The following is a 16,815-nucleotide window of genomic DNA, read 5'->3' as shown; positions in this document are numbered from 1 at the left end:
TGCAAAATGGTTATGTTATAATATAACATTTATGGCAAATTGAAGCCATAACTAAGGGATTAATTTCATGAAGTTCTTTCGTCTTTCCACAGTCATACTACTTTTGGGCCTGTCGATTCCAGCATGGGCACTTGATGTATTAACCAGTATCAAACCGATTCAAATGATTAGCTATGAATTAATGGCAGGTGTGAGTGAGCCTGATGTGTTACTTGCACCGAATACTTCGCCGCATGATTATGCACTTCGTCCTTCGGATGTAAAGCGAATCAAGCAAGCGGATTTGGTTATTTGGTTTGGTGATGGACTCGAGCCGTTTTTGTCGAAGGTTTTATCGCATCAGACCAATCAATTGATGATTAGCCAGATCAAAGGTGTACCGTTTAAGCATTTTTCAGCAGACCATCATGACGATGGGCACCATCACCATGGCAATATCAATCCTCACTTCTGGATGGGAATTGAGCAGGTTCGTGTCGTTGCACAAGCAATTGCTGCGCGTCTGATTCAACAAGACCCTGACCATGCTCAGCAATATCAGGCAAATCTGACACACTTTTTAGCGCAGCTGACCCAAACAGATCAGCAGATTCAGGCGCAATTAGCACCTTATCACCACTATCCGTATTATGTTTTTCATGATGCGTATGACTATTTTGAAGCCCATTACCATCTCAATAATATCGGTCATTTTACCGTTAGCCCGGAGCGTAAGCCGGGAGCGAAAACATTGATCGAAATCCGAACAGCGCTCAAAGCGCAGTCAAATGTCTGTATTTTCTCCGAACCACAGTTCTTACCATCGGTCATTACGAGTGTAACTCGGGGGACATCGGCTAAAGTCGGGGTTCTTGACCCGTTAGCAACGGACATTCCTCTGAAAAAAGGGAGCTATTTCAAATTCTTAACGACCTTGAGTCAGAGTTATACAAACTGCTTTCAAATGAAACATTCGTAGAATGAAGTGGCGTGGTATAGCGGGTGCTATACCACGATGCAAGCCTTCCAGAGGAATCTTTCAAAATGCTTTGAACGATATCCGCTTTTTGATCCGTCTCAATAACCTTTCCGATATTTGGCGTATACTGAAATCTGATAACGAGAATGCTTCTCATAAATGCTTCCCATAAACTATACCAGTAAGAACAAGCCATGAATCTATCTCAGTTAAATCCCGGTCAACGTGCATCGATTTTAGGATTTCATCAGCTTTCTGCTGAAGTTCGTAAACGATTAATGATTATGGGGATTTTGCCAGAAACCCCGATTGTCTTGATTCGCAAAGCGCCGATGGGTGATCCGCTTCAGGTTGAAGTTCGTGGGGTCTCTCTTGCTATCAGGGAAAAGATCGCAGCAGCCATTGAAGTGGAGGTGATCGGATGAAATACAATATTTTAACGGTCGGTAATCCAAATAGCGGTAAAACAACACTATTTAATGGTTTAACCGGCGCACGTCAGCAGGTTGGGAACTGGGCTGGTGTCACTGTCGAGAAAAAAACGGGTAAATATACCTATTCCGGAAATGAATTCTCTCTGACTGATCTACCGGGTATTTATGCGCTGGATAGTGGCAATGATAGCCACAGCATTGATGAGTCGATTGCATCGCAAGCGGTCCTGTTACATCCGGCAGATTTAATTTTGAATGTGGTTGATGTGACCTGTCTTGAGCGAAGCCTGTATATGACCTTGCAGTTGCGTGAGCTCGGGCGTCCGATGATCGTTGTGCTCAATAAAATGGATGTGCTCAAAAGGGAGCGTCGCTCGATTAATGTAAAACGATTAGCACAATTGCTGGACTGTCCGGTTTACCCTATTTCTGCCAATAATAAGTCTCAGGTGCGGCAGTTGAAAGAGAACCTCGATAAAACCTTGTTACAGGGGATTGGTCTCAACGCATTACAACTCGACTATGGTCCTCAATTTGAATCGATGATTGAGACTGCAACGCCATTATTTTTATCACAACCGGGTACGTCACAAGCCGTTTCTCCTCGGGCGCTCGCGATCCGGGCACTTGGTGGTGACACGCTGATTACCAATCTTTTGTCAGCATCAGATCAGCGACAAATGAATGATTTGCAATTGAACAGTCTGTTGGATATTGACTTGCATGTTGCCAATGTCAAATACACCTGGTTGCATGAACAATGTCAAAATGTTCGTCGTGAGCAAGGGGTATTGGGGCATAGTTTCACCAAACGAGTCGACCAAGTGGTCCTCAATAAGTGGATTGGTATTCCTTTCTTTTTCCTTGTGATGTATCTGATGTTTATGTTCTCGATTAATATCGGGAGTGCTTTTATCGATTTCTTTGATATTTCTGTCGGCGCTTTACTGGTTGATGGGGGGCATGCTTTATTGGATCAACATCTCCCGGTATGGCTGGTCACTTTGCTGGCTGATGGGCTGGGTGGAGGGATCCAAACTGTAGCGACCTTCATTCCGGTGATTGCTTGTCTTTATCTGTTTTTGGCAGTACTGGAAAGTTCCGGGTATATGGCCCGTGCGGCGTTCGTGCTTGATAAAGTGATGCAAAAAATCGGTTTGCCGGGTAAAGCGTTTGTACCGCTTATTTTGGGTTTTGGTTGTAATGTGCCTTCCATCATGGCAACGCGCACGCTGGATCAGGAACGAGAAAGACGATTATCTGCTGCTATGGCTCCGTTTATGTCTTGTGGGGCCCGGTTACCCGTTTATGCTTTGCTGGCGGCGGCTTTTTTCCCGCATAGTGGCCAAAATATCGTATTTTCACTCTATTTATTAGGGATTGTTGCTGCCGTGTTTACCGGCATTGTATTACGGCACACAATTTATCCCGGTAGTAGTGAAAATATGGTCATGGAAATACCGGATTATGAACTACCGACACTACAAAATATTCTGATCAAAACGTGGCAGAAACTAAAACGGTTTGTCTTAGGGGCAGGCAAAACCATTGTGGTTGTGGTAACCATTCTCAGCTTTTTAAATTCAATTGGATCTGATGGTAGTTTCGGCCATGAAAATAGTGATACATCTGTGTTATCAAAGGTATCGCAGCGTGTCACGCCTCTGTTTGCACCGATTGGTATACAGCCAGAGAACTGGCCGGCAACCGTTGGGATCGTGACGGGTATTTTTGCGAAAGAAGCCGTGGTCGGTACGCTCAATAACCTGTACTCCTCGCAGTCTGATGAAGCCAGTGATTTTGATCTGCTGGCTCGTTTGAAAGAAGCATTGCAAACGATCCCTGATAACTTAATATCGTTGAGCTTTTCTGACCCGCTGGGGATTGAAATCGGGGATTTATCTGATACTCAACTGGCTGCTGAAGCTCAGGATGTGGATTCATCGATATACAGTAATCTGCAATATTATTTTCAAAGTCATTCCGCAGCGTTTGCATACCTGATTTTTATTTTACTCTATACGCCTTGTGTCGCAGCCATGGGGGCTTATGTCAGAGAGTTTGGTGCCCGATATGCCCGATTTATTGCCGTCTGGACCTTTGGGCTGGCCTACTGCTCTGCAACCTTTTTCTACCAAGCGATGAATATGATGCAACATCCGCTACAAAGTATGTTGTGGATGACATCCATCTTACTTGGTGGGTGGGGCCTATATCGGTTGTTGAAACATCAAGGTGATGTGATCAAAAAATTCGAGCGTCAAATTGTATGATTCTGAATGAGCTAAAAAGTTATCTCGAGCAGCATGGCACGACCAGTGGGAGCATCTTAGCGCGTCATTTTCGAATGAGCGAGGATGGTGTCGATGCCATGCTTGGCATTTGGGTCAGAAAAGGTGTGATTTCCCGTTTTGTGGATACCGGTCAAAGTGGTGAGATCCGACGTATCCGTTATGCGGTAAATTTGCCTCAGGCACTGTCACTGACTGCGATTCTTTAAACTAAACCGGAGTAAAGATACCCGACTGAGCCAATGCGGTTTTCAATTGGCTGGCAATATGTCGCTGTGCTGTCTCATCTCTGCGGGTTCCGGTGGTATTCCCCCAGATAGGGCCGGGCCATGCTTCATCGTCGGTAAATCTAGCAATATGATGATAGTGAAGCTGAGGGACCAGATTCCCTAATGCACCGAGATTAATTTTATCAGGGTGATACTGAGATTCTAAAACCTGACTAACCCATTGAGATTCAATTAAAAATTGTTGTTGATCTGTCATGGGTAAATGATGGAATTCTTTTATTTCAGCACGTTTCGGTACCAAAATGATCCAAGGTACGGCTTGATCAGAATGAAGCAATACCAGAGAAAGCGGGAAATCGCCAAGATAAGTTGTGTCTTGTTGTAGCTGTGGATGGAGTTTGAAACTCATCGTACTGTTCCTACGAAAAAATGCCATTGAGTGAGGATATCATATCTTCATTGTGGGAACGTGTTGTTCATTTATGACAGGAGGGAAATTAACTTCCGAAGTAATATAAATTTCTAATTCTTTGATTTAGGACAGTATTTTTGTTCAGCTTTTTTGATGAAGATGATGAAAAATGCACCAAGGTCTTCTGAAATGTTGTCGATATACTGAACACAATACCGATTGATTTGGAGTAACAGATGAATAGTTTAATCCGTAAATTTGAAGTAGGAATGAATCATCCTGATGCGGCAAAGTTGATTCTCCGAGTGGGTTTTAGCTTAATGTTTTTATTGCACGGTATTCATAAAATATATGATGGCACTGCATTTATTCAGGGGATGTTTGTAGATCTTGGTCTACCGGGCTTTTTTGCCTATGCTGTTTATCTGGGAGAGGTGATTGCCCCAATCATGATTGTACTGGGCGTATTTACCCGCTTTGCTGCCACAGCCGTCATAGGGACTGCCATTGTTGTTATCGGCTTGATGCACCGGGATAATTTCTTTTCATTGAATGAATATGGTGCTTGGGCTGTTGAAGATATCGCGACCTATCTGTTTGCATCTATTGCTATTTTGCTTCTTGGTTCCGGTAAATATGCCATGCGTCCAGATTAAGACGAGTAAAACAAATACCGAGATAGAACGAATACATTGTCATAAGAAAACAGTTATAAAAAACCCAGCAACGATGCTGGGTTTTTTTGGTTTGGATCTTGATGACGGTTATTACATCCGTTCCAGAGTTTGAATGCCTAACAGGTTCAAACCCTGCTGAATGGTTTTCGCGGTCAGTGCTGCCAGTTTCAGACGACTGTTTCGTGTCGCCTCATCACTGGCTGATAAAATGGGGCAAGCCTCATAGAAGCTAGAGAATTGACCCGCTAACTCAAACAGGTAGCTACACATTAAGTGGGGCTGACCTTCACGAGCAACAGATTGAATCGTCTCTTCAAACTGTAACAGCTTAGTGATCATCAATTTTTCTTTGTCGTCACTGATCCGGAGCTCACCATTGATCTTGTCCATCGTGATGCCGGCTTTCGAGAAAATGGAAGCGACTCGTGTATAGGCATACTGCATGTAAGGGGCTGTGTTGCCTTCAAAGGCAAGCATGTTGTCCCAATCGAAGATGTAGTCAGTCGTCCGGTGTTTAGACAGGTCCGCATATTTGACGGCTGCCATGGCGACGGTTTTGGCGATATTCATTTTTTCGTCTTGGGCCAATGCCTGATTTTTACTCTCAATCAGCCGAATGGCACGATCTTCAGCTTCATCGAGCAGATCGCTCAGACGAACAGTACCGCCCGCGCGGGTTTTAAAGGGACGTCCGTCTTTGCCTAACATCATGCCAAAAGCATGGTGTTCCAGTGAGACGTTCTCGGGGACATAACCAGCTTTTCGCACAATCGTCCACGCTTGCTGCAAATGCTGATGTTGACGTGAGTCGATGAAATATAAGACACGGTTTGCTCCAAGCTGTTCATAACGATACTTGGCACAAGCAATATCGGTTGTGGTATAGAGGTAACCACCATCGCGTTTTTGAATGATGACCCCCATTGGTTCACCGTCTTTGTTCTTGTATTCATCAAGAAATACGACTTGTGCGCCTTCATCTTCTTGGGCTAAACCCTGGGCTTTCAGATCGGCAACCACTTCCGGTAGCATCGGGTTATACATGCTTTCTCCCATGACATCATCACGGGTTAAAGAAACATTGAGCCGGTCATAGTTGATCTGATTTTGAGTCATGGTGATATCGACCAGTTTTTTCCACATCTCCGTGCAGAATGCGTCGCCGCTTTGCAGCTTCACCACATAGTTTCTGGCTTTTTCCGCAAATGCTTCATCTTGGTCATAACGTTGCTTCGATTCGCGGTAGAATGCCTCCAAATCTGCCAGCGCCATTGACGGGGTATCGTCATTTTTCTGAACGCGCTCCAGATTCGCAATCAACATCCCAAACTGCGTTCCCCAGTCTCCGATATGGTTAGCCCGGATGACTTTATGACCTAAAAATTCAAGGGTACGGACAACGGCATCGCCGATAATGGTTGAACGGAGGTGGCCGACGTGCATTTCTTTTGCAACATTGGGGGCAGAGTAGTCAGCGACAATCGTTTGCGGGGTTTCTTGCGCGACGCCTAGTCGTGGATCGGCCAGTGCTTGTTCAGCCTGCTGCGCCAAAAATGTTTCATCGAGGAAGATGTTGATGAATCCCGGCCCGGCAATTTCGGTTTTGCTGGCAATTCCTTCCAGATCCAGTACATCCAGTACCTTTTGAGCAAACTCGCGCGGATTCGTACCCAGTTTTTTAGCAACCCCCATGACACCATTGGCTTGATAATCACCAAACTGTGGCTTTGCGGACTGACGGACAGCGGCCGGGCTGCCGGCGGGTGCGCCTGCGGCTTCAAGTGCCTGAGATACTTTATCGTTTATCAATGCTTGGATATTCACGTACTTATCCTTCACTTCTAGGAATTGTCTGCTTGTGTACCATAACGTTGTGATACACATCTCGTTCAGGTTCAAAAATTGGCGCACATCATAGCAATTTTATTATCACTCTTATAGAGAAAAGCGTCTGAATTTTTCTACTTTCCATCAGATCCTGTTAGGATTCAACCAGTCTTTCAATCGATGATGATAGTCAAATGCATTCTCTTCTCACCACGAATCGTCTCATGCCAGCACAAATGTATCGGGATGCGTCCACTTTTATTGATAATATCAGTACCTTATGTGATGAACTGCAACTGGATTTAACTGCGTTCGAATTGGATCATATTGCTATGCGAGTCAATGACTGGCATCTGGCTGAAGCCGCGCATCAGGCTTGGTTAAATGAAGGTTCACAAATTTCATCCGCTGAAATTAACGGGCGGCCGATTATTGTGCTCGCATTGGAACGCCCGATGATGCTCGGGAGGTGGTCAACGCATTATGTTGAATTGCCTTATCCGGCGGAGGGGAAGTCTTATCCCCGTCAAGGATGGGAGCATGTGGAATTTGTGATGCCTTCTCAGGCGATAAACGTCGATGATTTTTTACAGGATATCTGGCAACGTTTTCCCGCACTGAAACAGATGTGGCCAACTTTAGAACAACAAGGGATCAAGGTAAAATGTTCTGCGCCAAAAGGAGAGGGGGAGCGTCTCGCAAACCCGACGATTGCTTTTCGTCAGGGAGATATTTGTCTTAAGTTGCATCCCCATTCGCTGGCGCAAGTGATTGCTTCAGAACGTCAAATCTAGCCGAGCTCATAAGCTTTTGGCATCAGTTGAAATGCTTCAATTGAGCCAATTTCTCGACCCAGAGTCAGTGGTTGCGCATCATGGTGAGCATTACCCTGAGTATGCATGATGAGACGATTGGCCGTTCTGGGTTTCAGTTCACTGACAACAAAGCGGATCATATCTGAACGTGACAGTTGTTTCAGTTCCTGCAACACGAGTTCTCGCTGATTAAATTGGTGGTCTTTATTGCCGATAGCGACCCAAAAGCGTTGTGCGCGGCTTCTGAGAGTCGGATCAGGGATGGCAATTTGATTAAACAGGCCGCGTTTGCTGCTGTGCCATTGGTATTCGTTTAGCTCCAGTAAAACCAAATAAAAGGCGTTGAGGAACTCATCAATCGAAGCGATTAAATCGACCGGTGCTGCATGCGGTGATTGTACATACATGACAATCCCCGGATGGCGGTTCAGCGGGAGGTTTCCTGTCCCTACCATGTAACCGAGCTGCTGTTTGGTCCTGATTTCATGGAAAAAAGTGGCAGACATCAGGTGATTGGCTAAAGAGTACAGCGCTACACTTTTGGGAGAAATATCAGCACATTGATAGTACAGCACGACGGCAGAATCATCTTGATCACAGAAGACTTCCCGGCGGAAAGTCCCTTGTTTACCCAACATCACCAAAGGACGCAGTGACTCTTCGTAATGTTGATCCTGAACGTGTAATGCCTGAATCAGCTGTTGTCCGATTTGCAATGCATCCGATTTTCTCCAGTCACCATAAATGAACATTTCTACATGGAGTTGAGATAACATTTGATCGACAAATGGTGCCAATTCCTCGACTTTGATCGTTTGCAGGGCTTCAAGCAAACTCTCATATGGTGGATTGTTCGGTTGTAACAACCCGGTCATCGCATTGAACAACTGTGAAATCGGACGATCTTTTGCGGCATTTCGCCAGCTTCGTTCCAGTTGAGTCTTCACGGACAGAAAACGATGTTCACTGAATTCTCTCTTTTTGAAACGATCGATGATTAACGCCAGTAGTTCAGGTTGTTTCTGGCTGAACCCCGAAATAGACAGCGTTACCCCTCCCTGATGGGTATACATGTTATATCCCATCCCGGCAATTTCGGCCGGATAAGTCTCTTTTGCCAGTGAGTCGAGAAAAATCTCAACACACAGACGGGTCATCACGATATTGCGAGGACTTTGTACGGCGTATGGGCTATCGATGGCGACATAAATAACCCCTTTGGGAACTAAGAATTCCTGATCTTGCATGTGCCACAGGCGAAATCCGTCACTTTCCTGAATGATTTGCGGTTGGTCGTCATCAGATTCGATAGGTTTTGGCTGTAAACTATGACAGATAAAAGGATTGGGTTCGGGGAGTGCCATCTCCAGTTGTGGCTGAGTTTGATGAAAATAAGCCAACTGGTCTTCAGTGAAAGGGGTGACTGAATAGGGCGTATAATACCAGTTCGCCGTCTGGTTATAATGGCCTCCCTGAGCCAATAGCGTCGCTCTGAGATTTTCCGGTACAAACTGTGCGAGAATCTTTCTGAGCAGCGTTTCATCATAGCCCTGCATCATATAATCGCCATAGATGGTGTCTTCTGCCTGATAATGCTGCATATTCATTACCAAATGGCTAACCATATCTAACGGGCGAGGCACTTCCTGGTAACGGAAAGTGGCTTCAAGCACTGATTTTTTCTCTTCATAACGCCAGGCTTGCAGACCCTTTTCCCGGATCAGTTGGATATAGCTAAAAACGGCCCGAATAATTTCTTCAACAGACGTCATCCCTGTTTCTGTGAGCAACAGACTCAGCGTAAATTCGCGGTAGTTACTGCCGCTGGTACCCCCGCCAGCTGAAAGGCTTGTAATCCATCCTTTGTCTTTCAGCACCTGCATGAGACTGTCTTTTCCTTCATAACCAAGTAAATGTGCAAAATAAGACAGTGGTTTTTGCTGGTAATAAACATCCATACAGGGCAATGGAAATGACAGAAATAGTTTACGGATATCTTTTAGGGGCTCCACCTCAATCAGTAATCCGGTATGTTCACTGGTTACATAAGGTTCCTGAACTGTTTTCCCCCGACGTTGCTGATTGATGATGTTCGTAAATCGTTCCGTAATCCACCGTTCCAGCGTATCTAGCGGTTCGGGAGCGATAACCGCGAGTGTCATCAAGTCAGCAGAATAGTGTTCTTGGTGGAACTGCATAATTTCTTTACGAATACTGACCTGATTTCGATCGGACAGCGTCTGTTCGTTCCCGACAGAAAATTTAGCAAAAGGGTGCTGTGGATGAATGGTTTCTTTGTGTACTTGATACAGACGCCGGATATCATCATTGAGTTTGAGTTTATACTCTGATTCAATTGCTTGGCGTTCTTTATCGAGCGATTCCTCATTAAACAGAGGCGCGCTAAAAAATTGGGCAAAGCGGTCTAGTGCCTTTTCAAAGGCTGAAGTGGCAACGTCAAAAAAGAAACAACTATGCTCCGTCCCTGTCCAAGCATTATGTGTTCCGCCATGTTGATTGATAAAATTTTGAAATTCGCCGGAGTTGGGGTATTTTTCCGTACCCAAAAATAGCATATGCTCTAGATAATGCGCCAAACCCTCACGATTAGCAGGGTCATCAAAGTGTCCGACGTTGATTGCCAGCGCTGCCGCACTTTTGGGTGCATTGGGGTCACAAATCAATAGCACCCGAAGTTGGTTTGGTAAGGTGATATATCGGTAACTATTTGTATCATTTGGACTGATATGCACGAGACATGCCTCCAGACGTGGCTAGGGAATCGATTATTTAGTATGACGTTGAAAACAGACGTCGCCAACCTCAGATAACAATTTTATGAGTAAAATGTTATTTTAATTTGCTCAATTTGTGTGAAGCAGCCAATATAGAGTTGAGGTTTCTCTAACGACGAAAATCAGGGCTTGGCTATATTGAGTGAGTATGAACTCACCTGTGAGTTTAATCGGGTATTTAAGGTAGCCATTGTATGAAAATTTTTATTATGCGTCATGGAGAAGCGGGATATTGCGCGACAGGTGATGCGGATCGGCCTTTGACCGAACTTGGGAAAAGTGAGTCGGTTTCAGTGATGAAACAGGCGAATGACATACAGAAAATCAGCGTCGATAAAGTATTGATTAGTCCTTATCTTAGAGCACAAGAAACATGGCGGGAAGTTGCGCCTTACATTGAAGCCCGTCGTATAGAAACATGCGACGATATCACGCCTTACGGGAAATCAGATCGGGTATTCGACTATCTGATGGCTCTGGCAGATATTGAACGGGCCAATTCATTTTTTCTGATCTCCCACTTACCTTTGGTCGGATACTTGACCAGTGAGTTCGTCAGAGACATGCCGGCTCCGATGTTCCCGACATCCGGTTTGGCTTGTCTGGATTATGTGCCTGAGACACAACAAGGTGAATTGTTGTGGCGCCTTGCACCGAGGTAGAGATAGCTTGTCGGTGATTGTGGGTGAAAACGGGTGACAGACCTTTGTCAGAAAGGCAGGAACATTGAGGTTGTATGTTCCTCCTTTTGTTGACGTCAGAGAGATGCCAATATCGGCCACGAATGGGTGTCTTGATCGGTCTTGAGATGCACTGATTTCCTCTCTTTTTTGTCTATCTTTAACGACGCCTATCCGACGATGGGGCCGTTTCTGTTGCTATTCTTTCAGTAATGCTTTCTCCAGCAATTCTTTATTCAGTGATGTGATTCGGAGATTCATCATCTCGTATTAGGGAGATGGTGGCATCGGTGAGCCATAAATTTGACATGTTTATGGTGCAATTATTGCATGAGGCGATAAATCCAGAATTCCCGATGACGCCCTGACATTCAGGCTCTTCAACGCCCAACAGATAATTATGAACGGTCATCTATGAAGTTTACGCTGCCATTTGCTGACAAATTACCTCCCATTCCACGGAGAACAATCCCTGCTATCGGTGCGCCTGTTATGGTACTTGCGACACTGGGGATGGTGGTTTTGCCTATTCCGGCATTTATGTTGGACCTTTTCTTTACCTTTAACATTGCTTTGTCGATGGTTGTCTTACTGGTTACCGTATATACGCGCAGGCCACTTGATTTTGCTGCTTTTCCTTCCGTATTGCTGATTGCAACGTTGTTGCGTTTAGCATTGAACGTTGCATCGACCCGGGTTGTTTTATTGTATGGTCACGAGGGAGCTGGGGCTGCCGGTAGTGTGATCGAAGCCTTTGGTAGTGTGGTTATCGGTGGCAACTATGCTGTCGGTCTGGTGGTTTTCCTGATTTTGATGATTATTAACTTTATGGTTGTCACGAAAGGGGCCGGACGGATTTCTGAAGTGAGTGCTCGCTTTACGTTGGATGCATTACCCGGTAAACAAATGGCGATTGATGCTGACCTGAATGCCGGATTGATCGACCAAGAACAGGCACGTCTCCGCCGGTTTGAAGTAACGAAAGAAGCTGACTTTTACGGTTCAATGGACGGTGCCTCAAAGTTTGTTAAAGGGGATGCAATTGCGGGGATTCTGATCCTCTTCATCAATATTGTTGGTGGACTGACGATTGGGATGATCCAGTACTCACTGAGTTTTAGTGAAGCAATTCAGATATATACACTACTGACGATCGGTGACGGTCTGGTGGCTCAAATCCCATCATTACTCTTGTCTATCGGCGCAGCGATCATGGTCACGCGTCAAAATACCGATGAAGATATGGGACAGCAGGTGATCTTCCAGCTGTTCGATAATCCGAAAGCACTCATGATTACTGCGGCCATTTTGGGTGTAATGGGGGTTGTCCCCGGGATGCCTCATTTTGCTTTTTTGCTATTGGCCATTCTGGCTGGCGCCGGGGCTTATCTCTTACGTAAAAAACAACATAAAGCCGCTGAAGACAAGCAACTACCCGCAGAAATGGATACAGAGTCTCCGAAGCTAAAAGAGCTATCTTGGGACGATGTTCAGCCAGTGGATATTATTGGTTTAGAGGTTGGCTATCGGTTAATTCCGCTGGTGGATCGCGATCAAGGCGGAGAACTATTGGAGCGAGTCAAAGGGGTCAGAAAGAAATTGTCGCAGGATTTTGGTTTTCTGATTCCGCCCGTGCATATCCGGGATAATCTGGAGCTTACCCCAAATAGCTATCGGATTACTTTGATGGGGGTTGCTGTCGGGGAAGCCGAAATTCGACCCGATCAGGAGTTGGCGATCAATCCCGGGCAAGTGTACGGAATTATTGATGGTGAGCAGACCTTTGACCCGGCATTTGGCTTAGAAGCGGTTTGGATTCGAGAGGATCAACGAGAACACGCTCAGGCACTGGGTTATACCGTCGTTGACTCATCAACAGTATTAGCAACCCATTTGAGCCAGTTACTGACCAATAATGCAGCTCAACTGCTTGGGCATGAAGAGGTTCAGAATCTATTGGAAATGTTATCGCGTAGTGCGCCAAAACTGGTTGAAAATTTTGTGCCGGATCAATTGCCGCTGGGAACTGTGGTTAAAGTTCTGCAAAATTTATTGCATGAGGCGATTCCAATCCGAGACATCCGTACCATTATTCAAACCCTTGCTGAATATTCCGGGAAGAGTCAAGAACCTGACATTTTGACGGCTGCCGTTCGGATTTCTCTGAGACGTCTAATTGTTCAGGAAATCAATGGTATAGAACCCGAATTGCCGGTGATTACGTTGATTCCTGAATTGGAACAATTATTGCATCAGACAATGCAAGCGTCAGGTGGTGAGTCTGCCGGCATTGAGCCCGGTCTTGCTGAACGACTTCAATCATCCTTGAGTCAGGCGACTCAAGAGCAGGAATTGAAAGGCGAACCAGCCGTATTACTGACATCCGGTGTTTTGCGCGCCACACTGGCTAAATTTGTGAAAAATACAATACCCAACTTGCGCGTACTTTCTTATCAGGAAATTCCTGATGAGAAACAGATTCGAATTGTACAGGCTGTCGGTAACTAGCAGATAAACATGATGGTGGGTTGCTGCTTTGAAGATAAAACGATTTTTTGCGAAAGACATGAAAACAGCATTACTCCAAGTGAAAGAAGAACTTGGTGCAGATGCAGTGATCATGTCTAATAAAAAAGTTGCAGGTGGGGTAGAAATCGTTGCTGCGGTTGACAGCGATACTGTCGCACCTAAAACACAAGTTCACGGTTATAATTCTCAACCACGTTACCGAGATACGCCTTCACCTTCTGTTGGCTCATCAGGACGGCGTGAGCTGGAAGACGATCGTGTTCAACTCGGTCAGCGTGCTGCGGCAACGCTTCAGAAACCACAACGACAGCAACAGTCGTCAAGCCAACGTGGTTCAATGACCAACCGTTTTGCCAATTTACTGAAACAGTATACGCCAGCTCAGTCAGACGAAGAACCGACACGCGAGGATACGTTGTCATCTTTGTTACAGCGTCAGGCAAAAGAAAAGAATCCTTCTTCACGCTATGGAGAACAGACCCCCGTTAGTCGGTGGGAAGAGCGGGAAGAACCTCACAAACCTCAACTGGATCCTTCCCGTTATGAACGTCGCCAAAAACGTGAAGAAGACGTTCAGAATACGCAAGACCTGGAGTTGATGAAAGAAGACATCAATTCGATTCGACGCCTTCTGGAGCATCAGGTTTCTGGTTTAATGTGGCAGGAAGTCGAGCGTCGAGAGCCTCTTCGGGCCATGTTAATCAAACGGTTATCTCGGATGGGGTTATCACTGGAATTAGCGGATCAGCTTGCTTGTTATATACCGGAAGATACACCACCACCCAAAGCATGGCGTGCTTTGCTTGGGTTAGTATCGGATCAAATTCCGGTCGTCAATCAAGATATTTTAAAGCGAGGTGGGGTTGTCGCCTTGCTCGGACCGACTGGTGTCGGGAAAACGACAACCGTTGCAAAATTAGCTGCCAGAGCAGCCATGGAGTACGGTTCTGATAATGTCGCGTTGGTTACAACGGATACTTATCGTATTGGTGCCCATGAGCAGTTAGCGATATATGGCAGAATTATGGGATGCCCTGTAAAAGTTGCTAAAGATTCCAACGAGTTAGCCGATGTAGTTCAACAGTTACGAAATCGACGTCTGATTCTTGTGGATACGGCAGGTATGGGCCAACGAGATGTGCGCTTGTCTGAACAACTTGACACTTTAATGCAGGATCGCGGTGGCGTGATCAAAAGTTATTTAGTTTTACCAGCAACAGCACAAAGAAAGGTACTTCAGGAAACCATTGACCACTTCAGACGAATTCCTTTATCCGGATGCATCATGACTAAATTAGATGAATCCCTGAGTTTGGGAGAGTTTGTGAGTGTAGTGGTAGAAAATGCGTTACCGGTCGCTTATATCGCGAATGGTCAGCGTGTCCCTGAAGATATTGTGATTGCTCAGCCAAAATATATGGTAGCGAAAGCGAACGAATTGCTAGAGAAGTCGGCTGACAATGAGCCTCACTACTGGAGCAGTGACTCAGAGAGAATCTAGGCGGCGAATAGATATGACAGATAAAATGATTTTTGACCAAGCAAGCGGCCTGCGCCGTTTAAGTCAGCCAACACTGACAAAAGTGATTGCAGTGACTGGTGGAAAAGGTGGTGTTGGAAAAACCAACGTCACTTTGGGCATGGCAATGAGTATGGCCCGTCAGGGCAAAAAAGTGATGGTACTTGATGCTGACCTGGGATTGGCCAATGTGGATGTCATGTTAGGTATTCGTCCCAAAAAGAATCTGGGGCATGTCCTGGCTGGTGAGTGTGAGTTAAAAGATGCTATTGTTGAAGGACCATATGGGATTAGAATTATTCCAGCGACTTCCGGAACTAAGTCCATGGTGGAATTATCCCATGCACAACATATTGGGTTAATTCGGGCATTTGGCAGTCTGGAAGAAGAAATGGACGTGTTGTTGGTTGACACGGCTGCTGGTATTTCTGATATGGTTGTAAGCTTTGCTCGGGCGGCTCAGGATGTTGTTGTCGTTGTTTGTGATGAACCGACATCAATTACTGATGCTTATGCTTTAATTAAGTTATTGAGTCGTGAACATCAGGTGCCGCGTTTTAAGATCGTTGCAAACATGGTCCGGAGCTATCGGGAAGGGCGTGAGTTGTTCGCGAAGTTGACCTTAGTCACAGAGCGGTTCCTGAATGTCGGCATAGAACTCGTCGCATGTATACCTTTAGACGATAATGTACGTCAGGCCGTCAAAAAACAGAAAATCGTTGTTGATGCATTTCCACGTTCACCGGCATCGCTTGCGATTAGCTCTTTGGCGAATAAAGCATTAACATGGCCAATACCCAAAACACCGAGCGGCCATTTGGAATTTTTTGTTGAACGGTTGCTAAATCGAACTGAAATAGTAGGGGAACCTTTTGGTGAATAAGGCGCTGACGTACGATCAATATGGAAATCTCAATAATCAGCAGGCTTTTCTGGAAAAGTATTCTGTATTGGTTAAGCGTATCGCACACCACTTGATTGGACGTTTACCACCAAGCGTTCAGGTTGAAGATTTAATCCAAGCAGGAATGATCGGACTACTCGAAGCGCAAAAAAACTATGATAATAGTAAAGGTGCCAGTTTTGAAACTTATGCGGGGATCCGTATTCGGGGTGCTATGCTGGATGATATTCGTCGTGGAGACTGGGTTCCTCGATCGGTTCACAAATATAATCGTGAGATCAGCCATGCAATTTCGGTACTGGAAGGTGAATTAAATCGTGAACCGACCGATACAGAAGTTGCTAAGTATCTGGGAATGTCGTTAGATCAATACCATAGCGTCGTGACCGATATAAATAGTTCTCGGATTGTTGGCATCGAAGATTTAGGTGTTTCTGATGATGCTATTTCACCTTTTGATAGTGATGATGAGAATTCACCATTTAAAGGTGTTGCTGACGAATCATTTCGTAAAGCATTGGTTGAATCAATAAAATCGCTTCCCGAACGTGAAGCTTTAGTACTTTCGCTCTATTATGATGAAGAGCTAAACTTGAAAGAAATTGGTGAAGTGCTTGGTGTAAGTGAATCTCGCGTAAGCCAAATATTAAGCCAAACCATGCAGCGTTTAAGAACAAAGCTGCGTTCTTGGACACAAAATGACTAAATATCACTGATCTCATACTCAGTGGAGGCAATTTTGAA

Annotated in this window: 14 protein-coding genes; 11 read left to right on the top strand and 3 right to left on the bottom strand. The window is 45.2% G+C overall.

What is annotated here, in order from left to right:
* The first annotated feature begins 67 nt into the window (after window positions 1–67).
* From znuA to OCV37_RS10345, 4 genes are all read left to right on the top strand, one after another.
* Window positions 68–958, top strand: coding sequence for a zinc ABC transporter substrate-binding protein ZnuA (gene znuA / locus OCV37_RS10360; protein WP_038179913.1), 891 nt, complete (start codon window positions 68–70; stop codon window positions 956–958).
* A 194-nt stretch (window positions 959–1,152) separates the two neighbouring features.
* Window positions 1,153–1,383, top strand: coding sequence for a FeoA family protein (locus OCV37_RS10355; protein WP_038179916.1), 231 nt, complete (start codon window positions 1,153–1,155; stop codon window positions 1,381–1,383).
* On the top strand, window positions 1,380–3,665 hold the full coding sequence (gene feoB / locus OCV37_RS10350; RefSeq protein ID WP_038179920.1) for a Fe(2+) transporter permease subunit FeoB: 2,286 nt from the start codon (window positions 1,380–1,382) through the stop codon (window positions 3,663–3,665). Before OCV37_RS10355 ends, feoB begins: the two co-directional genes overlap by 4 nt.
* Window positions 3,662–3,892 carry a FeoC-like transcriptional regulator gene (locus OCV37_RS10345; protein ID WP_038179924.1) on the top strand — a complete coding sequence of 77 codons (231 nt, stop codon included), beginning with the start codon at window positions 3,662–3,664 and terminating at the stop codon, window positions 3,890–3,892. The genes feoB and OCV37_RS10345 overlap by 4 nt, the downstream gene beginning before the upstream one ends.
* A 1-nt stretch (window position 3,893) precedes the next feature.
* On the opposite strand, the gene OCV37_RS10340 is transcribed toward OCV37_RS10345, so the two are convergent.
* On the bottom strand, window positions 3,894–4,322 hold the full coding sequence (locus OCV37_RS10340; RefSeq protein WP_038179925.1) for an HIT domain-containing protein: 429 nt from the start codon (window positions 4,320–4,322) through the stop codon (window positions 3,894–3,896).
* A 239-nt stretch (window positions 4,323–4,561) separates the two neighbouring features.
* Between OCV37_RS10340 and OCV37_RS10335 the strand changes: the two genes are divergently transcribed.
* On the top strand, window positions 4,562–4,981 hold the full coding sequence (locus OCV37_RS10335; RefSeq protein ID WP_038179928.1) for a DoxX family protein: 420 nt from the start codon (window positions 4,562–4,564) through the stop codon (window positions 4,979–4,981).
* Between the two features lie 111 nt (window positions 4,982–5,092).
* On the opposite strand, the gene argS is transcribed toward OCV37_RS10335, so the two are convergent.
* Window positions 5,093–6,826, bottom strand: coding sequence for an arginine--tRNA ligase (argS, locus tag OCV37_RS10330; protein ID WP_038179930.1), 1,734 nt, complete (start codon window positions 6,824–6,826; stop codon window positions 5,093–5,095).
* Window positions 6,827–7,023: 197 nt separating this feature from the next.
* On the opposite strand from argS, the gene OCV37_RS10325 reads away from it, so the two are divergent.
* Window positions 7,024–7,623, top strand: coding sequence for a VOC family protein (locus tag OCV37_RS10325; protein ID WP_038179933.1), 600 nt, complete (start codon window positions 7,024–7,026; stop codon window positions 7,621–7,623).
* Here the strand turns inward: OCV37_RS10325 and OCV37_RS10320 are convergent.
* Window positions 7,620–10,397, bottom strand: a complete 2,778-nt coding sequence (locus tag OCV37_RS10320; protein WP_038179936.1) for an insulinase family protein — start codon at window positions 10,395–10,397, stop codon at window positions 7,620–7,622. The two genes, OCV37_RS10325 and OCV37_RS10320, sit on opposite strands and share 4 nt — an antisense overlap.
* Window positions 10,398–10,633: 236 nt before the next feature.
* Here OCV37_RS10320 and sixA point away from each other — a divergent pair, with 236 nt between their 5' ends.
* The 5 genes from sixA to OCV37_RS10295 all read left to right on the top strand — a co-directional run bounded on the left by sixA (window position 10,634) and on the right by OCV37_RS10295 (window position 16,777).
* Complete coding sequence (sixA, locus tag OCV37_RS10315) at window positions 10,634–11,101, top strand: phosphohistidine phosphatase SixA (RefSeq protein ID WP_038179938.1); 468 nt, start codon at window positions 10,634–10,636, stop codon at window positions 11,099–11,101.
* Between the two features lie 432 nt (window positions 11,102–11,533).
* Window positions 11,534–13,627, top strand: a complete 2,094-nt coding sequence (gene flhA, locus OCV37_RS10310; RefSeq protein ID WP_038179940.1) for a flagellar biosynthesis protein FlhA — start codon at window positions 11,534–11,536, stop codon at window positions 13,625–13,627.
* A gap of 28 nt (window positions 13,628–13,655) precedes the next feature.
* On the top strand, window positions 13,656–15,149 hold the full coding sequence (flhF, locus tag OCV37_RS10305; RefSeq protein WP_038179943.1) for a flagellar biosynthesis protein FlhF: 1,494 nt from the start codon (window positions 13,656–13,658) through the stop codon (window positions 15,147–15,149).
* Between the two features lie 13 nt (window positions 15,150–15,162).
* A complete protein-coding gene (locus tag OCV37_RS10300; protein WP_038179946.1) occupies window positions 15,163–16,050 on the top strand; it encodes a MinD/ParA family protein in 888 nt (295 codons plus the stop codon).
* A complete protein-coding gene (locus OCV37_RS10295; RefSeq protein WP_038179949.1) occupies window positions 16,043–16,777 on the top strand; it encodes an RNA polymerase sigma factor FliA in 735 nt (244 codons plus the stop codon). The genes OCV37_RS10300 and OCV37_RS10295 overlap by 8 nt, the downstream gene beginning before the upstream one ends.
* Window positions 16,778–16,815: the final 38 nt, after the last annotated feature.

Source organism: Vibrio rhizosphaerae, assembly GCF_024347095.1.
Taxonomy (GTDB): domain Bacteria; phylum Pseudomonadota; class Gammaproteobacteria; order Enterobacterales; family Vibrionaceae; genus Vibrio; species Vibrio rhizosphaerae.
Note: the sequence above shows the minus strand (reverse complement) of the source record. Positions and strands in the feature narration are given on the sequence as shown.